This window comes from Streptomyces sp. NPDC058758 (genome assembly GCF_042746075.1).
In the GTDB taxonomy this organism is placed as follows: Bacteria; Actinomycetota; Actinomycetes; order Streptomycetales; family Streptomycetaceae; genus Streptomyces.
The window spans coordinates 21,865-37,457 of sequence record NZ_JBHYPS010000024.1 but is presented as its reverse complement, the minus strand read 5'-3'; the positions used below and the strand labels follow the sequence as shown (position 1 = coordinate 37,457).

The following is a 15,593-nucleotide window of genomic DNA, read 5'->3' as shown; positions in this document are numbered from 1 at the left end:
CCGCGCGAGGCGGCACTTTCAGCCGTTCTTGGCGAAGACTCGATCAGGCCCTTGAGAGGGAAGGCGGAGCTCGTATTTTCTACATCCTTGTAGAAGGTGCGGTGGTCGCGCCTTCTCGTCCCGGAGGGTTGGACATGGCTTCGATCGATCTCGACAAGGTGCTGGACTCGGCGTGGGTGGACAAGGGGCTGGCGGAGATCCTGGCCGCGCCGGTGGCCGCCCTGAAGGGCGTCTCCGACCGGGACGGCGAGCTCCTGGAGGAGGCGTTCGGCGTCAAGACCGTCGCCGACCTGGCGGAGCTGAAGTACGCGCGCTGGGCCCAGGCGCTCGCCGCCCTGAACGCCGCCGGGTAGCCGCTCTCCTCGCGTCCGGCGCCCTCGGCTCGCAAGGGCGCCGGACGCCGTCGTCGTTCCCCTCGTCCCCGCTCGACCCACTCACACATCCGAGGTGACCGCACATGGCGTACGACACGCCGGACCGGGAATCGGCCCTGCTCTCCGGAGGCCCGGCCGACGGGGTGCGCGTACGGCTCCGGGGCCGGCCCGGTCTCCTCCAGGTGACGTACCCCTGCGAGGTGGAGGGGGCCGGGGACGGCATGCGGGTGGCGGCCGTCCACGTCTACCGCCGCGACGGCCGCTCGTCCGGGGAACTCCGGTACGGCTACGACCCGGCCGCTCCCTGACCGACGGCCCCCGCCGCGCGGAGAGCCGCTCCGCCGCCCGCCGGATGCCGGCGACGGCGTCCGTCCCCTCGGCGGACGTGTCCCCGGGGCCGCCTGCGGGGCCGTCGGTTCCCGTCGCGTTCACCTGCTCGTATCCCCTTCGCCCGGTGCCACGGTCCGGCGTGGGGCGGTACGGGGCCGGCGTGCGTCGAGCGGCGCCGGGCCGGCCGCCGCACCCCTATGCTTCTACACGAATGTAGACGGTCGGTGGGTGGGTGCATCGGCCGAACTGCTCGACCACACAAGCGACATGAAGGAGTGAACGCCCGATGGTGTTCAAGCGTCTGCTCGGCTCGCTCGGCGTAGGGGGCCCCTCGGTGGACACCGTGCTCGACCCGGGCGCGGTTGCACCCGGCGGCACCGTCGCCGGACAGGTCCACCTCCAGGGCGGCAACGCCGACTTCGCGATCGAGCACATCACCCTGGAGCTCGTCGCCCGCGTGGAGGCCGAGTACGACGAAGGCGAGGCGGAGGGCGTGGTCGCCTTCCACCAGCACGTCGTCGCGGGCGGCTTCCGTCTGGCCGAGGGTGAGCGCCGCAGCGTGCCGTTCTCCTTCGCGCTGCCGTGGGAGACGCCGATCACCGAGCTGTACGGGCAGGACCTGGGCATCGTGCTCGGCGTCCGTACCGAACTCGGCGTCGCCGGCGCCAAGGACAAGGGCGACCTCGACCCGCTCGCCGTCCGCCCCCTGCCCGCCCAGGAGGCGGTCCTGGAGGCGCTCGGGCAGCTCGGCTTCGGCTTCAAGTCCGCCGACCTGGAACTCGGCCGCATCGGCGGGACGGGCCAGCAGCTCCCCTTCTACCAGGAGATCGAACTGACCCCGGCGCCGCGGTACGCCCACCAGGTCGACGAGATCGAGGTGACCTTCCTCGCGGGCCCCGCCGTCCTGGAGGTGGTCCTGGAGGCCGACAAGCGCGGCGGCTTCCTCTCCGAGGGCCACGACGCCCTGAACCGCCACGCCGTCGGCCACCACGACGTCGACCGCACGGACTGGAACGCGGAGGTCGACGGCTGGATCCGCCGGCTCGTCGAGCACCGCGCCCCGCACGGTGCGCACGGCCAGGCGGGCGGCGCGCTCTTCGCCCAGGGCGGTCACGGCGGCCACGGTCACAAGGACGCGTACGGTCACGGCGGCCACCACGGTGACGGTCGCCACTCCGGCCCGGGCGTGGGGACGGCGGTCGCCGCCGGCGCCGCGGGCCTGGCCGTCGGCGTGGTCGGCGGCATGGTGGCCGCCGAAGTCGTCGACGAGGTGGGCGACTTCTTCGAGGGCGACGACGAGGGGGAGGGCGAGGGCGACGAGGGCTGAATTGCCCCCGGTCCGGCGCTCCGGTGGGGACGCGCTTCGCCGCGGGGGCGCCGGGCCGGAGGAGCGGCTCGCGAAGGAGGCCGCCCCGCCGGTCCGCCGACTCGTCTCCACCCACACCTGATAACTTCTACAGTAATGTAGAAGTTGGGTTCGCCCGGGCCACACCCCCCACCCGGCCCGGGCGGCCCTCCAAGCGTGAGGGAGTTCCCGGTGGCCCTGTGGGACCGCATCAAGGAGTCCGCGTCGACGATGCAGACGCAGCTGACGGCGAAGAAGAACGACCTCAAGTCCGGAGCCTTCCGCGACGCGTCCATGGCGATGTGCGCCCTGGTGGCCGCCGCCGACGGCAGCATCGACCCGTCGGAGCGCCGGCGGGTCGCCCAGCTCATCGCGACCAACGAGGTGCTGCAGAACTTCGACGCGGCGGATCTCCAGCGCCGGTTCGACGGCAACCTGGACAAGCTGACCGCCGACTTCGACTTCGGCAAGGTCAGCGTGCTCCAGGAGATCGCCAAGGCGAAGAAGAAGCCGGCCGAGGCCCGCGCCGTGATCCAGATCGGCATCGTCATCGGCGGCGCCGACGGCGACTTCGACAAGACCGAGCAGGCCGTCGTGCGGGAGGCGTGCTTCACGCTCGACCTGCCGCCGCACGAGTTCGACCTGTAACCGGCGCCGGAACCGCCGCCGTACGCCCCACCGGAAAGAGCAGGCATGGAGATCTCGGGCATCATCAGCGCGATCGTCGTCGGCGTCGTCGTCGGAACCCTCGGGCGGCTCGTCCTGCCCGGCCGTCAGCGGATCGGGGTGCTGTGGACCATCGCCGTCGGCATCGCCGCCGCCCTCGTCGGCACCGCCCTCGCGGCCGGCCTGGGCGTCGCGGACACCAAGGGCGTCGACTGGATCGAATGGATCATCCAGATCGGCCTGGCGGCGGCGGGCGTCGCCGCCCTGGAGAGGTTCAGGGCACGCGCATGAGGCGGGAAGGGGCGCCGCCCTGACGGGGCGGTACCCCTCCTCTCCCATGGCTGCGGCGGCGTGCAGGACGAAGAAGAGAGCGTCACCGCCAAGTTCGCCGAGGACGGCGCCGAGACGGTCGTCCCGCGGTCGCGCCCCGGGCGGCCGGTCCGACGGCGGTGAAAGCGGGTGGCCGGATCCGGGGAGAAGGAGCGGGCCGGAGCAGGGCCGTCACCCGGCGCGGCACCGGCCCGGCGGCGTCGGCGAAGCGGGCCGGGCCGTCGACGGCGGTACCGGCGGCAGGAAGACGAAGACCGCCCCATGGCCCTAGCCTTCCTCCTCCTCCTCCGATTCCTCCGCGGCGTCCAGCAGCGCACGCAACAACCGCTCGTCGCCCGGGGACAGCGTGCTCACGAAACTCGTGAGCACGGCCTCGCGATCGGACTCGGAGTCGAGCACCCGGCGCATCCGCAGCGCGGCCAGACCCGCCTCGTCCGCGACGGCCGTCCACCGGAACGAACGCCCCGACCGCTCCCGCGTCACCGCCCCCTTGACGTGAAGCCGGGTCAGGATGGTCACCACCGTCGTATAGGCGAGATCGCCGCCGAGCCGCTCCCGCACCCACCCCGCGGCCACCGCCCCCGGCGCCGCGCGCAACGCGGCCAGCACCTGCGTCTCCAGCTCCCCCTGCCCCCGCCTGCGCGGAGCCGCCCCGCCGGCGCCCCTGCGGTCCGTCATCCCCTCGGCCTCCCACGTCCAGGCGCCGCCTGCCTCCGCGAGCGCGGTTCATCGTACTGACCGCCTCCCGTTCCCCACCGTCCACGGAGGAGCCGGGCCACGGCGACCGCGAGAGCGCGTTACCGGCCCCGTCGGGACCGGTGTCGCGGCGAGCGGCCGGCCCGGCGCCACCTTCCGCACCCCCTCCTCCCGTCACCGCTCCACCCTGCCGAACCACAGTTGTTCCGGCACGGCGGACCGGCCGCGGGCAACCGGTCCGCGCTCGGGGGCGCCGGGGCCGGTCAGGGGCGGTAGACCAGTTCCAGGAGGACGGCCGCGATGAGGAGCCACGCCCCGGCGCCGAGCAGCCACATGCTGTCGAGGGCCAGCCCGGAGGAACTCGCGAGGAAGGCGCCGCCGACGAGCGTGACCGAGCGGCGCCGCACGCGGCGGTCGGAGGCCAGGCGGCCCTCGGGACGGCTCATGGGCCGACTGTAGGGCGTGCCCCTGTCGATCGGCCGCCGGCCCGGGAAGTCTTCACGTGTCTCTGACGTCCGACCCGGTCGGGTCTGTCAAGGAGGTGTCAGGGGCGGCCCACGTGGTGTCAGGAACGCGCCAGGAAAGGGAGACGTGTCCGGGGCGGGAGCGGACGCTGGGCGGAGTCAGATCCGAAGGAGCCCCCCCGCATGACCGCCGCGACCGCCGAGAAGCACGCCGTACCCGCTGCCCAGGAGCCTCCCGATACCGGGGCGCGGCACAAGCTGACGGTCGTCACCGGGCCGGCGGCCCTGTCGCTGGACGCGATGGCGTCGGTGGCGTACGGCCCCGAGGCGATCGTGCTGGTGCCGGCGGCGCCCGGCGGGCACGGGCTCGGGTTCACCGTGCCGGTGCCGCTGGCCGTCGCGGGTCTGCTGGCGGTGCCGGTGGCCTCCTCGTACCGGCAGGTCATCGCGGCGTTCCCGGAGGGCGGCGGTTCCTGTGCCGTGGCGAAGGCGTACCCGGGCCGGCGGACGAGCCTGGTTGCTGCGGGCTTCGCTGGTCCTCGGCCACGTGCCGAACGTGACCGTGGCCGTGACGGCGGGCGTGGCGGCGCTGCTGACGGCCGCCCGGTCAGCCGACGTGCACGCGGGGGCGGCGGTCCCGGTCGGGTTCCGCCTCGCGCAGCACCTCGCGGGTGGTGGGGGCGACCTCGCCCCGCCCGAGGAGGAAGAAGCGGAAGAAGTTGGCGAAGGGGTTGCCCTCGGTCCACTCGAAGTAGATGTGCGGGCGGGTGCCGGTGAGGTCGCGGGAGTGCAGGAGGAGGGCGGCGAGCGCGTTGGGGACGGAGGAGGACTCGACGGTGAGGACCCGGTAGCGGCCGTGCAGGACCTCGCCCCTGACCGTCAGCCCGGCCTCGAACTCGGACGGGTCGGTGACGGTCACCTCCACGAAGACGAAGTCGTCGGTGGCGGGCAGCTCGTTGTCGGCGCGGATCTGCTCGGTCTTGTCGCGGTACTCGTCGACGTCCCGCGCACCGGGTTCGTTGGCGATGAAGCGGGGGGTGCGGTGGGAGATGTCCCTGATGAAGCGTTCCGCCAGGTCGTCGAGTTCGACGTGGGTGACGCGCAGCTCGAAGGCGCGGCCGAGACGGGAGAGGAGGGAGACGAGGATGATGCCGGCGATGAAGCAGGCGCCGATCTTCACGCCGTCCGGGCGCTCGATGACGTTGAGGACGGTGGTGTACAGGAAGACCGCGGCGATGATCCCGAAGCCGATCGTCCAGCCGCGCTGGCCGGCCTTGCGGGCGGCGATGGTGACGGCGATGGCGGCCGAGCAGATCAGGACGAGGACGCCGGTGGCGTAGGCGCCGCCCTGGGCGTCGACGTCGGCGTCGAAGATCCAGGTCACCAGGAAGGCGATCAGGGTGAAGACGATGACCATGGGGCGCACGGCCCGCGCCCAGTGCGGGGCCATGCCGTACCGGGGGAGGTAGCGGGGCATGAGGTTGAGCAGTCCGGCCATCGCGGAGGCGCCCGCGAACCACAGGATCGCGATCGTGGACACGTCGTAGACGGTGCCGAAGGCGTTGCCCAGGTACTCGTGGGCGAGGTAGGCGAGCGCGCGTCCGTTGGCCTTGCCGCCGGACTCGAACTCCTCGTGCGGGATGAGGACGGTGGTGATGAAGCTGGTGCAGATGAGGAAGACGCTCATGATGAGCGCGGCGGTGGTCAGGAGCTTCTTGGTGTCGCTGATCCGGCCGGCGGGCCGCGCCTCGGTGTCGTCGGGGGCGCCCTTGACGTGGGGCATGACCGCGACGCCGGTCTCGAAGCCGGACAGGCCGAGGGCGAGCTTGGGGAAGACGATCAGCGCGACGCCGATCATGACGAAGACGTTGCCGTGCTCCTGCGTCAGGGCCGCCGTCCAGTCGGTGACGACGTGCCCCTCGGTGATCACCTGCCACAGGCCGGTCACGACGACGACGGCGTTGAGCGCGAGATAGATCCCGACGAGGGCGACGGCGACGCCGATGGCCTCCAGGAAGCCCTTGAGGAAGACCGCGCCGAGCAGCGCGATCAGGACCAGGGTGATGATCACCTGCTTGTCGTGGAGCGCCGATTCCAGGTGCGGGTTCTCCACCAGGTGGGTGGAGGCGTCGGCGGCGGACAGGGTGATGGTGATGAGGAAGTCGGTGGCGGCGAAGCCGAGCAGGGTGAGGACGAAGAGCTTGCCCTTCCAGAAGGACAGCAGCCGCGACAGCATCGCGATCGAGCCCTCGCCGTGCGGGGACTCCTCGGCCACCCGCCGGTAGACCGGCAGCGCGCCCGCCAGGGTGACGAGCACCAGCACGACGGTGGCGACGGGGGAGAGCAGGCCCGCGGCGAGCGCGGCGATGCCGGGCTGGTAGCCGAGGGTCGAGAAGTAGTCGACGCCGGTCAGGCACATCACCCGCCACCAGGGCTGCCCCTGGTGCCCGGCGTCCGGGGCCGTCTCCTTCGGGCGCGAGGGTTTCCCCTTGCCCATGTCGGACAGGCCCTCCAGCATCCACGCGCGCAGCCTGCTGCCGCGCGTCTCGTCCGTGGTGGGCATGGGGGTGCTCCTGGGGTCTGCTCGGCGAAGGGATTCCGGCCGCTGGTCGCGCGGCCGAGCCAGCGTAAGCAGCGGGTGAGACGGTCCGTCCGTCGAGCGCGTCAGGGAAGCGTCAAGATCCGCGGGTCGGGCGTCGGCTTCCTCACACCGGGCGCAGCCCTGAGGCGTCCCCGACATGGGGAGGCCTTCGAGGAGGCCGACGATGCGCATGCCGTTCCGGGACGTGACCGCCGTGGCGGTCCCGGTCCTCGCCCCCTTCCTGGCGGGCTGACGCCGAGGCGGCCGTCCTGCGCACCGCCGCCGGAGGCACGGCCCGGTGTCGCCCGCGACCTGGGAGGCTCGGCCACCACCTGCCGCGAGGAGTTCGGTGTGAGCCGGGCCGGGGCCCGAACGGTCGGCAGGACGGTGCCAGGAGCGGTTGATGCCAGGGGTTGCGGGTTCCGCCCGCGCGCAGGGGTGCCGAGACTCGACGGTGACCGCAGTGTGCGCCGGCATGGGCGGCGTACGCGTCCCATCGAAAGAGAGCGCACGTGTCCCCAACACCCCGGGCCAAGCTGCTCAGCCGGGCGATCCTCGCGGGGACGTCCGTCTATCTCGCCGGCCAGGTGGTGCACACGGTCCTCAACACCAACCGGTGGCCGTTCTGCACCTTCAACATGTTCGCGTACCACAAGCGGGACCAGGCGCTGCAGATGCGCGTCCGGCTCGTCACCGACGACGGAGGGACCGTCGGGCCCACCGATCCCTGGTCGCTGCTGCCGCTGGAGTTCTTCCGGGTGGTGTCCGTCCTGGAGCGGGTCTTCCACGCGCAGGACGACGTCGAGGTCCGGGACCGGTTCTGCCGGCAGGCGCTGGAGCGGCTGAACCGGCGCGGATGGCGGGCCTGGGACGAGGTGAAGGCGTCGTTCTCGGCCGGACCCGGACGGCGGTTCGTCGCGATGGAGCTGTACTTCGTCGAGGTCGACTTCCGGACCTGCTCGCCCTTCGACCGGACCTCGGTCACCTCGGCCGAGCTGGTCCACCGGTACGACCCCGAGGGGGTCGTCGCCGAGCAGCCGGAGGCGGAGCTGTGGCGGTTCGCCGTGCCCTTCGCCGAGGAGGCCGAGGAGACCGAGGAGACCGAGGAGAAGGAGGAGGCGGGACATGCCGCTTGAGACCACCGGGGCGCGTCAGCGCCTCGCACTGGCCCGGCTCACCACCGGCCTGGCGATCCTGAACACGCTCTGGCACCTGCCGCCCGGGGACGCCCTCGTCGACGAGTGGAGCCGGAAGGAGGACGGGGAGGACCCGCGCCCCGGGCGACTGAGCGCCGAGCAGTACGAGGCCCTGCGGCGGCTCGCGTTCGTGTCGACGGCCGCCTGGACGCTGGGTGCCGAGAGCAAGGCCCTCAAGTTCGCGGCCAACGCCGCCTTCGCCGCCGTACAGCGGCACGTGGCGCAGTTCGACGAGAGGGCGTGGAACTACAACTCCAACCTCAACGTCTACCTGCTCCTGCTCTCCCTGACCGACTCGCGCGGCAGCCTCGCCGAAGCCGCCGGGGAGGGGGCGGAGGGCGACGGACCGTCGTCCGAGGTGGCCACCGCCGTGCTCCTCGCCATGCGGCTGTACTACGGCTGCCTCTACTTCCAGTCCGGCCTCTCCAAGGTGTTGTTGAGCGGGCCGGCCTGGGCCGACGGCCGAACTCTGCGCGGGAGCTGGGCCGAGCTGGGCAACCGGGCCGGCAAGTGGCTCAGCCGGCGGCCCGTGACGGTGGCAGCGGCCGCCAGCGCCGCCACCCTCGCCTTCGAACTCCTCTTCCCGGCCGCGCAGATCGCCCTGCGGAAGCATCCCCGCGCGGTGGGTCTGTCCTCCCTGGCCTTCCACGCGTCCATCAAGGCGACGATGGGCATCTCCTTCTGGCACCACTCCGTCCACGCCCTGCCGCTGTTCGTCCTCGACCCCGGCGCCGAGAGGCACACAGCACGTTTGCTCCGTGCCTTCCGGAAGCGCTGAACAGAGCGCCGCACGCGTCCTCCGCCGGCCCCCCGAGCCCCTCGCCCGGGGGGCTTTCGCGTTCCCGGACTTCTTTTCCGGTGACTTTCCATTTCACCTCCCGGCAGCTTCCTGCCGGGTGCAATTGATGCCACTCGTAAGGGCTTCCGGGGGTCCTGGGGACAGGACATCATTAACTCGTCGCCAACAAACGGAGGCGGCTCCGGGAGGGAATCCCGGGAAATCTCGAAAACACTCAGGAGTAATCATGCTGAAGATCATCAAGGTCGTCACCGCCAAGGCCGTCTCCGGTCGCGCCTTCAACTAGCAGTCGTCGCCTCGCGGGCCGGGAACGACCCCGGTTCCCGGCCCGCGGCAGCGGCTCCCCCAGCTCCCCCCAGCTTCCATCCCAGATCCAGAGTTCGTCCGGAGGCGGAACGGCCCATGGTGCACACGGAAAAGAAGAGCGCGGAACCGTCCGATGCGAAGTCCATCTGGCGTGACTCAAGATTCCGCCGCCATTTCGCCGGAATGTGGGTCAACGCCTTCGGTAACGGCGTCTTCAACATCGTCCTTCCCCTTCTCGTCTTCGACCGGACGCATTCCTTCGCCGCCATGGGCGGCGTGGCCCTCGCCACCCAATTGCCCAAGGCGTTCCCCGGGCCCCTGGTCGGCGTGCTCGCCGACCGCCGGTCTCCCCGCGCGATGATGCTGTGGGCCTACCTCCTCCAGGCCGGCCTCGTCCTGACGATCCCGCTCGCCGCCGGCGCGTCCGTCGCCTCCGTCTGGCTGATCGGCCTCATCGCGTACGCGATGAACACCATCGACCTGTTCGCCCGCACGGCCACCTTCGTCACCGTCCCCCGCGTGTACGGAGACCGCCGCAGCAAGGTGAACGCGGCCTTCGCCAGTGCCTGGACCTCCGCCTCGGTCCTCGGCCCCGCGGCCGGCGGCTTCCTGCTGCAGGTCACCTCCGCCGACGTGCTGATGCTGCTCGACAGCCTCACCTTCCTGGCCATCGCCGGCGTCGTCCTCACCATCGGCGCCCCGACCACACCGGGGAACACCTCCACCGCGCCCCTGCGCAAGAGCCTCCTCGACGGCCTCACCTGGTTCCGCAGGGCCGAGGGCGCCGGACGGTTCATGAGCTCGATCGCCGCCGTGGCGGTCGTGTACGCGCCCCTCGGCACCCTGGCCGTCTTCGCCGTACGGGACGTGTACGGCGACGGGCCCACCGAAGCGGGCATCGTGACGAGCGCCGCAGGCGCCGGCCTCTTCCTCGGCACCCTGATCTGCCAGCGCCTCGCCGACCGGCCCAAGGAGCCCGTGATGCGCCGGGCCGCCCTCTGGATGGCCCTCGGCTCCGCGCTCTTCGCCATCCCCTCGTGGCTCGGCGCCGCGGCGGCGATGCTCGTCGTGAACCTGTGCGGCATGGTCTACGCGGTCTCCCGCTCCAACCTCATCCAGGAACGCGTCCCGACGGAACACCTCGGGCAGACGATGACCGCCGTGCAGTCCCTGGAGTCCGCCGTCCAGCCGGTGTCCGTCGCCGTGGTGAGCGCCGTGCTCGCCCTCGCCGGACCGCCCGGAGCGGCCGTCTTCCTGACCGTCTTCTCGGTCGCCGCGGCCCTCCTCGTCCTCGGCGGTGGCCGACTGCTGGCCCCCCGGACCGAAACCACTGCTCCGTCCCCCTCGCATCCCCTGAACACGACCGCCGCCGTGGCGGCCCACGGAGGCACCCGATGACATCGATCAACCTGCGACAGGGGCTGTCCGTCCTGCAGCCGGGCAAGGACCTCATGATCGGCCTCATGCCGCCTGCGGCCCTGGCCATCGAGGACGCCCCCGACTACCTGCGGCACGTCCTGTCCGCCTTCTCCCGGCCCGTCCCCGAGGAGCAGGCGCTCGCCACCGTCACCGCCCACTCCGACCTGAACGACGAAGAGGCCGGGCAACTCCTCTCCGAGCTCCGCTGCGCCGGCGTCCTCACCTCGCACTGGGTCGACCGCGAGGAGCGCTACAGCCGCCACCGCCTCTACTTCGGCGTCGCGGGCTTCGAGGGCGATCCGATGGCGGTCATCCGGAACAGCACCGTCGGACTCATCGGCACGGGCGGCATCGGCAGCAACGTGGCGATGATGCTGGCCGCGGCGGGCGTCGGCCGGCTGGTCGTCGCCGACGCGGACGTCGTGGAGACCACGAACCTCACCCGCCAGTTCCTGTACACCGAGGGCGACGTCGGCACTCCCAAGGTCGAGGCCCTGGCCCGCCGCGTCGCCGAGCGCAACGCCGAGGTCCGCGTCGACGTGGTCAACGACGTCTTCGACGGCCCCGACTTCGCCGTCCGGCACTTCGCCGACTGCGACCTCGTCATCCTCTCCGCCGACACCCCGCAGGACGTCCACCGCTGGCTGAACGAGGCGTCGGTGCGGACCGGCGTCCCGTACACCTGCGCCGGCTACCTCGACACGATGGGCATCGTCGGCCCCCTGGTCGTGCCCGGCCGCACGGCCTGCCTGGAGTGCCACTTCGCCGACACCGGCCTGGCCTCGTACAACGGCGGCGACCTGGAGACCACCGACTTCACCGAGTACAACCGGTCCTATCAGGCCCCCAGTTACGGCCCCCTCAACGCCATGGTCTCCGCCGCCGCGGTCAACGACACGCTGCGCTTCCTCCTCGGCCTGCCGGTCAGGTCCCTCGGCTCCAAACTGCTCCTCGACTCCATCGAGTACGGCGTCCAGACGGAGGAGTACGCCAGGAACGACGCCTGTGGCTCGTGCGGTACGGGCGCGCGCGAGGAGGCCCTGAGCGGCGTGGCCTAGAGCTGCCGCACGCAGGACGAACGGAAGCCGGGCGCGGACGGGGGAGACCCCGCCCGCGCCCGGCTTCCTCGCATCGCGCCGCCGCTCACCGACCGCCGACCGGATCAGCCACGCAAGGGCAGCGCCATCTCCAGCTCCCGCCGGCTCTCGTCCAGCGGGTACGGCTCCTCGTGGCCCGTCGCGACGAAGCCGCTGCGCCGGTAGAAGCCGATGGCCCGGTGGTTCTCCTCGTGGACGAGGAGGACGAGGCGCTCGGCCGCGGTCTCCTCGCGCGCCCAGCGCACGATCTCCTCCAGCATGAGCGCCGCCACGCCCCCGGCCGGGCCCCGGTGGTCCGGGTGCAGCCAGACGCCGACGAGCTTGGCCGTGTCCGGCGCGGGCAGGAAGCCGTTCATCACCCCGACCCACGAGCCCTCGGGGCCGACGGCCGCGACGCCGATGTTGCCGGGGCCTTCCGCGCGCTTCGTCCGGAACTGCCACTCGGAGTCCGGGTGGCCGAGCGCGTCGTCGATCGTCTCCAGGTAGGCGAGCGGGGTGTCCCGGATCATCGCCAGGCGTATCGCCCGGTACGCGGGCCAGTCCTCCGCTCGTACGCGGTGCAGGGTGTAGTCCATGGCGGGCGATCCTCGCAGGCGACGCAGCTCTGGCCAAGCTCTCGATCATCGAATATCGTCGATGATCGATGAAGAGCACCGGATCGATCACCGACGAGCAGGCCCACACGTACGCCACATGGTTCCGCGCGCTCGCGGACCCCACCCGCGTACGGCTCCTGCACTTGCTTGCCGGCGCGGGCCGGCCGATGACCGTGGGCGAACTGGTGGACCGGGTGGAGGTCGGCCAGTCGACCGTCTCCCACCATCTGAAGATCCTGGCCGAGGTCCGCTTCGTCCTGCCCGAGAAGCAGGGCACCTCGACCCTGTACGCCGTGAACCGCACCTGCCTGTCGGTGTTCCCGCGCGCGGTCCGGTCGATCATGGGAGAAGAGACGCCCGATGGCTGCTGAGTTCGTCGTCACCCCGATGACCGCCGACCACGCAGAGCAGGTCCTGGCCATCTACCAGGCCGGAATCGAGGAGGGCGACGCCACCTTCGAGACCACGGCCCCCACGTGGGAGGTGTTCGACGCGTCCAGGCTGCCCGAGCACCGCTTCGTCGCCCTCGGCGAAGCCGGCCGCGTGCTCGGCTGGATCGCCGCCTCCGCCGTCTCGGACCGGTGCGTGTACGCGGGGGTGGTCGAGCACTCGGTGTACGTCCACCCCGACGCCCGTGGGCGCGGGGTCGCCGGCGCGCTCCTGAGGGCCCTGGTCGACTCCACCGAGCAGGCCGGGATCTGGACGATCCAGTCCGGGGTCTTCCCGGAGAACACGGCGAGCCTCGCTTTGCACAAGCGCGTGGGCTTCCGCGTGATCGGCAGGCGCGAGCGCGTCGGACGCCATCACGGCCGGTGGCGGGACACTGTGCTGCTGGAGCGCCGCAGCCAGGTCGTCGGCTAGCGCAGGAGGTCGGCGATCGCGCGGGCCGCGTCGCGGGCCGGGCGGCCGACGCCGATGAGGGTGGCGGAGGCGGGGCCGGTCCAGTCGCCGTAGCCGAGGAGGTGGAGGCGGGGGTCGGCGAGGGCCTGGGTGCCGGCCGTGGGGATGTGGCCCCGGGGGCCGCGCAGGCCGAGCGGCGCGAGGTGCGCGAGGGCGGGGCGGAAGCCCGTGCACCAGATGACCGCGTCGGCTTCCGTCCTCGTGCCGTCGGGCCATTCCACGCCGGTGTCGGTGAGGCGGGTGAACATCGGCTGGGGCTTGAGGAGTCCGGCGTCGCGGGCGGCGCGGACCGGGGGAACGGCGACGATGTCGCCGAGGGAGGCGACGCCGCCGGTGTCGGTGCGGCCTTCGTCGAGGGCGCGGCGGCGGGCGGTGGCGTGGTCGAAGAGGGCGCGGCCGTCGATGTCGTCGGGGAGGTAGCGGGGCTCGCGGAGGGTGACCCAGGTCAGGTCGGAGCCGTACGCGAGGTCGGCGGCGATCTGGGCGCCGGAGTTGCCGCCCCCGACCACGATCACCTTCCGGCCGGCGAAGTCTGACGGGCGCCGGTACTCGACCGTGTGGAGCTGGACGCCCTGGAACTCCGTCCGGCCGGGAACGGCCGGGATGAAGGGGCGGGACCAGGTGCCGGTGGCGCTGACGACCGCGCGGGCCCGCCACGTACCGGAGTCGGTCTCGACCCGCAGGCGGGCGCCGTCCCGGTGGACGCCGGCCACGCGGACGGGCCGGTGGACGGGGAGGCCGTACCGCTGCTCGTAGTCGGTGAGGTACGCGACGACGTGGGCGGCCTCCGGGTACGTCTCGCTCGGTTGCGGGGGCATGAGCCGGCCTGGGAGGGAGGAGTACGCGGCGGGGGAGAAGAGGTGCAGGGAGTCCCAGGTGTGCTGCCAGGCGCCGCCCGGAGCGGTTCCGGCGTCCAGGACGACGAAGTCCAGGCCGGCCCGGCGCAGGTGGTAGCCGGCGGCGAGGCCCGCCTGTCCTCCGCCGATGACGACCACGTCGGCGGCCTGGTGCTGGGTCATGCCCGGGTTTCCCTTCTCGGCGGCGGTGCCCCGGCCCGCGCGGTGGCGGGGCGGGGCACCTCGGTGGTGACGCGGGACTGTGCCTACTGCTGGGCGGGGGCGAACTTCCTGCGCCAGGCCAGCGACACGTAGACCAGGGCGACGAGGACCGGGACCTCGATCAGCGGGCCGACGACTCCGGAGAGCGCCTGGCCGCTGGTGACGCCGAAGGTGGCGATGGCGACGGCGATGGCGAGCTCGAAGTTGTTGCCGGCGGCGGTGAAGGCGAGGGTGGCGGTGCGGTCGTAGTTCAGGCCGATCGCCTTGCCCAGCGCGAAGGTGCCGAACCACATGATCGCGAAGTAGACGAGGAGGGGAAGCGCGATGCGGGCGACGTCGAGGGGCTGCGAGGTGATCGTCTTTCCCTGGAGGGCGAAGAGGATGACGATCGTGAAGAGCAGGCCGTAGAGGGCCCAGGGGCCGATCTTCGGGAGGAAGTTCCGCTCGTACGACTCCCGGCCCAGCTTCTTCTCCCCGATGCGGCGGGTCAGGAAGCCGGCCAGCAGCGGGACTCCGAGGAAGATGACCACATTGAGCGCGATCTTCCCCATCGAGATGTCGAGGGTCTCGCCCTCTCCGAGACCGAGCCAGCCCGGCAGGATGTCGAGGTAGAACCAGCCGAGCAGGCCGAACGCGAGGACCTGGAAGACCGAGTTCAGGGCGACCAGGACGGCTGCCGCCTCGCGGTCGCCGCAGGCGAGGTCGTTCCAGATGATCACCATGGCGATGCAGCGGGCGAGGCCGACGATGATCAGGCCGGTGCGGTACTCGGGCAGGTCCGGCAGGAAGATCCAGGCGAGCGCGAACATCACCGCCGGGCCGAGGACCCAGTTGATCACCAGCGACGAGACCATGAGCTTCTTGTCGCCGGTGACGGCGTCGAGCTTGTCGTAGCGGACCTTGGCGAGGACCGGGTACATCATGATCAGCAGGCCGACGGCGATCGGCAGGGAGATCCCGCCGATCTCGACCTTCGCGAGCGCGTCGTCCATGCCGGGGACGAGCCGCCCCAGACCGAGGCCCAGGCCCATGGCCAGGAGGATCCAGACGGCGAGGAAGCGGTCGAGCGTCGACAGCTTCGCGACGACCGAGGTCTCCTCGGCGGCGGTCGCGGGGGCGGCGGGGGTCACGGGCAGGACCTCTTGGAGTCGGCGTGGGCGCGGGCGGTGGCGGCGAGACCGGCGAACTGGCCGGCGAGCGCTTCGAGGACGTCGGGCCGCAGTCGGTAGTACGTGAACCGGCCGCACGGCTCCGTCTCCACCACGCCCGCCTCGCGCAGGACCTTGAGGTGGTTGGAGAGGTTGGTCTGTCTGGCTCCGGTCTCCTCGACCAGGTGCGTGGTGCACAGGGTCTCGCGGGCGAGCAGGGTCACGATCTGGAGCCGCAGCGGGTCGGCGAGGACCTTCAACAGCTCAGTGTCGACTGACGTCAGCATG

Annotated in this window: 18 protein-coding genes and 1 pseudogene; 12 read left to right on the top strand and 7 right to left on the bottom strand. The window is 71.9% G+C overall.

The features are described 5' to 3' along the window. Window positions 1-134 precede the first annotated feature (134 nt). The 5 genes from ACFW6A_RS25100 (at window position 135) to ACFW6A_RS25080 (ending at window position 3,006) form a co-directional block, all read left to right on the top strand. The gene (locus ACFW6A_RS25100) at window positions 135-353 is read left to right on the top strand and encodes a hypothetical protein (protein ID WP_386486403.1); all 219 of its coding nucleotides are present in this window, start codon (window positions 135-137) and stop codon (window positions 351-353) included. A 104-nt stretch (window positions 354-457) separates the two neighbouring features. Next, window positions 458-682, top strand: coding sequence for a hypothetical protein (locus ACFW6A_RS25095; protein ID WP_386486400.1), 225 nt, complete (start codon window positions 458-460; stop codon window positions 680-682). Window positions 683-990: 308 nt separating this feature from the next. Beyond that, on the top strand, window positions 991-2,031 hold the full coding sequence (locus ACFW6A_RS25090) for a sporulation protein (RefSeq protein ID WP_386643100.1): 1,041 nt from the start codon (window positions 991-993) through the stop codon (window positions 2,029-2,031). Between the two features lie 210 nt (window positions 2,032-2,241). After that, window positions 2,242-2,697: a TerB family tellurite resistance protein gene (locus ACFW6A_RS25085; RefSeq protein ID WP_351849461.1), complete on the top strand. Its 456-nt coding sequence runs from the start codon at window positions 2,242-2,244 to the stop codon at window positions 2,695-2,697. 45 nt (window positions 2,698-2,742) lie between these two features. Continuing rightward, on the top strand, window positions 2,743-3,006 hold the full coding sequence (locus tag ACFW6A_RS25080; RefSeq protein ID WP_351849464.1) for a GlsB/YeaQ/YmgE family stress response membrane protein: 264 nt from the start codon (window positions 2,743-2,745) through the stop codon (window positions 3,004-3,006). Between the two features lie 306 nt (window positions 3,007-3,312). Here ACFW6A_RS25080 and ACFW6A_RS25075 read toward each other — a convergent pair whose 3' ends face one another. Together ACFW6A_RS25075 and ACFW6A_RS25070 are read right to left on the bottom strand one after the other, a co-directional pair. Next, window positions 3,313-3,723, bottom strand: coding sequence for a BlaI/MecI/CopY family transcriptional regulator (locus tag ACFW6A_RS25075; RefSeq protein ID WP_386643097.1), 411 nt, complete (start codon window positions 3,721-3,723; stop codon window positions 3,313-3,315). 281 nt (window positions 3,724-4,004) lie between these two features. Then, window positions 4,005-4,187: a hypothetical protein gene (locus tag ACFW6A_RS25070; protein ID WP_351849468.1), complete on the bottom strand. Its 183-nt coding sequence runs from the start codon at window positions 4,185-4,187 to the stop codon at window positions 4,005-4,007. A 201-nt stretch (window positions 4,188-4,388) separates the two neighbouring features. Here ACFW6A_RS25070 and ACFW6A_RS25065 point away from each other — a divergent pair. After that, window positions 4,389-4,806: pseudogene (locus tag ACFW6A_RS25065) on the top strand (amino acid permease); the annotation flags it as partial. A 6-nt stretch (window positions 4,807-4,812) separates the two neighbouring features. On the opposite strand, the gene ACFW6A_RS25060 reads toward ACFW6A_RS25065, so the two are convergent. Beyond that, window positions 4,813-6,768: an amino acid transporter gene (locus ACFW6A_RS25060; protein ID WP_386643094.1), complete on the bottom strand. Its 1,956-nt coding sequence runs from the start codon at window positions 6,766-6,768 to the stop codon at window positions 4,813-4,815. 530 nt (window positions 6,769-7,298) lie between these two features. On the opposite strand from ACFW6A_RS25060, the gene ACFW6A_RS25055 reads away from it, so the two are divergent. The 4 genes from ACFW6A_RS25055 to ACFW6A_RS25040 all read left to right on the top strand — a co-directional run bounded on the left by ACFW6A_RS25055 (window position 7,299) and on the right by ACFW6A_RS25040 (window position 11,564). After that, window positions 7,299-7,922: a hypothetical protein gene (locus ACFW6A_RS25055; RefSeq protein ID WP_386643091.1), complete on the top strand. Its 624-nt coding sequence runs from the start codon at window positions 7,299-7,301 to the stop codon at window positions 7,920-7,922. Next, entirely contained in the window at window positions 7,912-8,760 is an 849-nt protein-coding gene (locus tag ACFW6A_RS25050; RefSeq protein WP_386643089.1) for a hypothetical protein, read from the top strand. Before ACFW6A_RS25055 ends, ACFW6A_RS25050 begins: the two co-directional genes overlap by 11 nt. A 423-nt stretch (window positions 8,761-9,183) precedes the next feature. Continuing rightward, entirely contained in the window at window positions 9,184-10,485 is a 1,302-nt protein-coding gene (locus ACFW6A_RS25045; protein ID WP_386484485.1) for an MFS transporter, read from the top strand. Continuing rightward, a complete protein-coding gene (locus ACFW6A_RS25040) occupies window positions 10,482-11,564 on the top strand; it encodes a ThiF family adenylyltransferase (protein WP_351849474.1) in 1,083 nt (360 codons plus the stop codon). The genes ACFW6A_RS25045 and ACFW6A_RS25040 overlap by 4 nt, the downstream gene beginning before the upstream one ends. A 104-nt stretch (window positions 11,565-11,668) precedes the next feature. Here the strand turns inward: ACFW6A_RS25040 and ACFW6A_RS25035 are convergent, their stop codons facing one another. After that, on the bottom strand, window positions 11,669-12,178 hold the full coding sequence (locus ACFW6A_RS25035; RefSeq protein ID WP_351849476.1) for an N-acetyltransferase: 510 nt from the start codon (window positions 12,176-12,178) through the stop codon (window positions 11,669-11,671). A 68-nt stretch (window positions 12,179-12,246) separates the two neighbouring features. On the opposite strand from ACFW6A_RS25035, the gene ACFW6A_RS25030 reads away from it, so the two are divergent. Further along, the gene (locus tag ACFW6A_RS25030) at window positions 12,247-12,570 is read left to right on the top strand and encodes a metalloregulator ArsR/SmtB family transcription factor (protein WP_351849478.1); all 324 of its coding nucleotides are present in this window, start codon (window positions 12,247-12,249) and stop codon (window positions 12,568-12,570) included. Continuing rightward, window positions 12,560-13,060: an N-acetyltransferase family protein gene (locus ACFW6A_RS25025; protein ID WP_351849480.1), complete on the top strand. Its 501-nt coding sequence runs from the start codon at window positions 12,560-12,562 to the stop codon at window positions 13,058-13,060. Before ACFW6A_RS25030 ends, ACFW6A_RS25025 begins: the two co-directional genes overlap by 11 nt. Here ACFW6A_RS25025 and ACFW6A_RS25020 read toward each other — a convergent pair. The 3 genes from ACFW6A_RS25020 to ACFW6A_RS25010 form a co-directional block, all read right to left on the bottom strand. Further along, entirely contained in the window at window positions 13,057-14,118 is a 1,062-nt protein-coding gene (locus ACFW6A_RS25020; protein WP_351849482.1) for an ArsO family NAD(P)H-dependent flavin-containing monooxygenase, read from the bottom strand. The two genes, ACFW6A_RS25025 and ACFW6A_RS25020, sit on opposite strands and share 4 nt — an antisense overlap. A gap of 83 nt (window positions 14,119-14,201) precedes the next feature. Continuing rightward, on the bottom strand, window positions 14,202-15,287 hold the full coding sequence (arsB, locus tag ACFW6A_RS25015; protein WP_386484479.1) for an ACR3 family arsenite efflux transporter: 1,086 nt from the start codon (window positions 15,285-15,287) through the stop codon (window positions 14,202-14,204). Then, a complete protein-coding gene (locus ACFW6A_RS25010; RefSeq protein WP_200423935.1) occupies window positions 15,284-15,592 on the bottom strand; it encodes a helix-turn-helix transcriptional regulator in 309 nt (102 codons plus the stop codon). Before ACFW6A_RS25010 ends, arsB begins: the two co-directional genes overlap by 4 nt. Window position 15,593 lies beyond the last annotated feature (1 nt).